The organism is Acidocella sp. MX-AZ02, assembly GCF_000306035.1.
GTDB lineage: Bacteria > Pseudomonadota > Alphaproteobacteria > Acetobacterales > Acetobacteraceae > Acidocella > Acidocella facilis.
The window spans coordinates 1-3,427 of sequence record NZ_JH976217.1 but is presented as its reverse complement, the minus strand read 5'-3'; the positions used below and the strand labels follow the sequence as shown (position 1 = coordinate 3,427).

Annotated in this window: 3 protein-coding genes; all 3 read right to left on the bottom strand. The window is 60.1% G+C overall.

The window, feature by feature from the left end; all coding sequences use genetic code 11:
• Window positions 1–96: 96 nt before the first annotated feature.
• The 3 genes from MXAZACID_RS17110 to MXAZACID_RS17100 are packed head-to-tail and all read right to left on the bottom strand — an operon-like array spanning window position 97 to window position 3,282.
• Window positions 97–1,092, bottom strand: a complete 996-nt coding sequence (locus MXAZACID_RS17110; RefSeq protein WP_039885781.1) for a tyrosine-type recombinase/integrase — start codon at window positions 1,090–1,092, stop codon at window positions 97–99.
• Window positions 1,085–2,035 (bottom strand): tyrosine-type recombinase/integrase, encoded by a 951-nt coding sequence (locus MXAZACID_RS17105; protein ID WP_008495807.1) that lies wholly within the window; start codon window positions 2,033–2,035, stop codon window positions 1,085–1,087. Before MXAZACID_RS17105 ends, MXAZACID_RS17110 begins: the two co-directional genes overlap by 8 nt.
• Window positions 2,032–3,282: a tyrosine-type recombinase/integrase gene (locus MXAZACID_RS17100; RefSeq protein ID WP_008495806.1), complete on the bottom strand. Its 1,251-nt coding sequence runs from the start codon at window positions 3,280–3,282 to the stop codon at window positions 2,032–2,034. Before MXAZACID_RS17100 ends, MXAZACID_RS17105 begins: the two co-directional genes overlap by 4 nt.
• Between the last annotated feature and the right edge of the window lie 145 nt (window positions 3,283–3,427).

Genomic DNA, 3,427 nt, shown 5'->3' with positions numbered 1-3,427 from the left:
GCAGGAATATGTTGCTTAGCGTGTTATGTTGCGGAATTCCGGACCATGCCTTTTGGCCTGACATGACCTCAGATCGCCGCAACATAATCTCCTGCGTCACAAGGATTTGAGGAAGGCCATGAGGTCTTTATCGTTTTTCCATGACCGGCCGAGTTGAGGCTGCCCCACCTCGCAGAGTGCCACAGCTTGGGCTTTGAGTGTTATGTCGATCTCTGCATAGATATTGGTGGTGCTGATCGAGACATGGCCGAGCCAGGCGCGGACGGTATTGATGTCGACGCCGGCAAGGACGAGGTGGCAGGCTGTCGTATGCCGGATCACATGCGGGGTTATCGTTCTACCAGCTAACGCCGGCACCCGGGCGGCACAACGTTCGATCAGCCGATAGACGCCAAAGCGCGTGAAAGGCGTTCCAAGCCTGCTCACGAAGACCGCATTTTCGGCCGCGCGGCCGAGCACTCGTTGGGCCAGCACGGCTTTTGTCTCCGGCCAAAGCGGGCACTGGCGTGTCTTGCCACCTTTTCCATGCAAGGTGACCAGATCATGCCCCCTGTTGCCGTGCTCAAGCTGTAGATCACGCACCTTCAATTGCGTGGCCTCGGAGACGCGCGCCCCGGTATTGTAAAGAAAGAGCAGCAGCGCATATTCGTCACGCCCCCTCGGCGTCTTCCGGTCAGGCACGGCGAGCATGGCCTCCATTTCTGGCCTAGCCAACCAGCCGACCGGCTGCTGCATGGATTTTTTGGATGCGATGGCCCGGATATGGCCGCACCATTCGATATGGGCTGGGTCCCGGCTGCCGATGAAACGGGCAAACGCCCTGATGGCGGCAAGGCGCTGGTTACGGGTCCGGGCGGAACATCCCCGGTCCTCCTCCAGATGTGCCAGGAACTGCAGCACATGCTGGGTTGAGAGATCGCGCACAGCCAGCCGGTCCACGGGCTTGCGCAATTTGCGGCTGATGAACGGTAGCAGCAAAGAGAATGTATCCCGATAGCTGGAGCGCGTGTTCCGCGCCAGGTTGCGCTCGGTGACGATATGTTCGGACAGGAAGCGCCGCAGCCATGGGCCGAGGGTTACGAGATCATGCATCCTGGCCTCCATGCGCATAGCATGCAAATCGCAATGATGCCTGCTGCAGCAGCTCCGGTGTCATCGTCAGGTAGATTTTGGTGCCTTCTAGATCGGCATGGCCGAGATAGGTGGACAGTACGGGCAGCAATCTCTGCACATCCGCGCCCTGTCGATACCATGCTGTGAGGCTGTGGACCGCGAAACTGTGCCGGAAATCATGCAGCCTGGGGAACAGCCGGCCACCCGCTCTGCCATGGACACCGGTGATGCGCCGTAAGGCATCGAATGCCGCCTGAACGGTGCTGCTTGCAAGCCGCGTTCCGTCCCGATTTGCGAGCAGGAAGGATTCCTCATCTGACGCTGCCACGCCAGGGCGGCGCAGAGACATATAATCCGCCAATATTGACGCCAGGTGTGGTCCGAGCGGAACCAGCCGGCTTTTATAAAACTTGGTGGCACGTATTGTCAGGACGGCTGCTGGCAGTTCGACATCCGCCAGCGTGAGACTCATCGCTTCGCCGGCGCGCAACCCGGCGCCATACAACAGCAGCAAAAGCATCCGGAATGTATCGGCATCCAGCTGCACTGCACCCGCGCGGCTGGCTTCTATGGTGTCGCGGTCGAACAGCCTCCGCAGTTCGTCACGCGCATAAATATGCGGCGGCGTCCGGGTTGGCGGCCTCGGCTCGTTGTCCGGCATTGGTGAGGCGCTTGCATGGCCGCGGCCGATCGCATGACGCCAAAATCCGGCCAGCGCGTGATATTTGTTCTCACGCAGCCGCGTCAGCTGCCCATTGCCAGTCAAAAAAGAAAGGATATGCGCCGTGGTGACAGCATCGCATGCGGCATCGCCGTCGGCATATCTCAGAAAGCGACGCAGGATGCTTGCGCTGCCGATGAACTTCGCACCATGCGCCTGCCGGAGGGCAATGTATTGTTCGATGGCTTCTCGCAGTGTCATGCCAACCCCTCCAAATCGAGAGCCGCCACCTCGCGTAGCGCAGCGAGGTTGACCTTGGCGTAAATTGCCGTGGAGGATGGATCCCGGTGCCCCAGAAAATCCCCGATTACCTTCATCGATATGCCCTGGTCTAGGAGATGCTGGGCTGCGGCGTGCCGCAGCGCATGGGGGCCTCGCCGCCCGGCGATAATGCCAATATTTGCGAGGCGACTGGCGACGATCCCGCTCAGGGATTTTCTGTCGAGCGGCCGTATCGGCGCACATGATGTGAAGAAGAGGCTGCGCCCGAAGCCGGTTGGCCGGGCATTCCGCACGTAGCTCAGAATGGCCTGGCCGACGCTTTGCGTCAGCGGCCACAAATGGGTCCGGCCAGGCTTCGGGCAGCGCACACGGAGCCGCTCATTCTCCCAATCCAGATCGTCCAGTTGCAGGCCGGCGACTTCTCCCGCCCTCAGTCCGTAAGCGATAAACAGCATCAGAACCGCGCGGTCGCGTTTGTCGACCGGACGGTCGCCCTGGACCGAAGCCAGCAGACGCAAGACATCCTCGCGCGGCAAACCCTTCGGTATCGTCTCATCGGCCATGAACCCCGGTACCATGATGCCCGCGGCTAATCCCGACCGACACCAGCCGCGCGCTTCGGCAAATATAAAGAATGCCTTCAGACGCTGGGCGTAATCATGTATCGTCCGGCGGTTCCAACATCCGCGTTTGCGCTCCGCCATAATGGCGGCATCTACGTCCACCATCCGAAGGATGCTCAGCGTGATGCCGCGCTCCGCCAGCCAGATAAAGAAATGATCGGCGGCCCGGCGGTAGCTTTGAATTGTTGCCTCGGACAAACCGCGTTCTGCGCGCAGCCACCCTTCAAAAATGGTAGCTTCGGCATGGTGCGGGTGGCAGGAGGTCACGGGTTCATCGAGCCATCCCAGGAAACGGAGCCACTGTATCCCGAAGCTTACGAACCGCTCGTACACTTTGAGCGAGGCCGCCCGCTTACATCTACGTTCCTTCGGCCGTGCCCAGATTGCGGCTGCAGCCTCGACTTGCAGAACGGTCACCGTGCTGCCTTCCTGCAGATCCAACAGCCGGATCAGGCTCAGTTGAGCATTGGCAGCCCTGCGCAAGGTGCTCCGGCGAGCCCCGAGCCTTTGGAGACATCGCAGATAATGGGCTCGCTGCTCGGCGAGCGGCGCCGTCTGATATTTTTTGACGAATGCCGGAATGACAAAGAGTTCTTCAAACATGGTCGTGTCTCCTTGATGGTGGAGACGCAATCATGCCGATCTGGCGCCGTTGGGAAATTATGTTGACTGCCGGTTAGCCAGTTGGCGGGCCGGCTACCAATGACGGGCACTCCGCAACATAATACGCTAAGCAACATATTCCTGC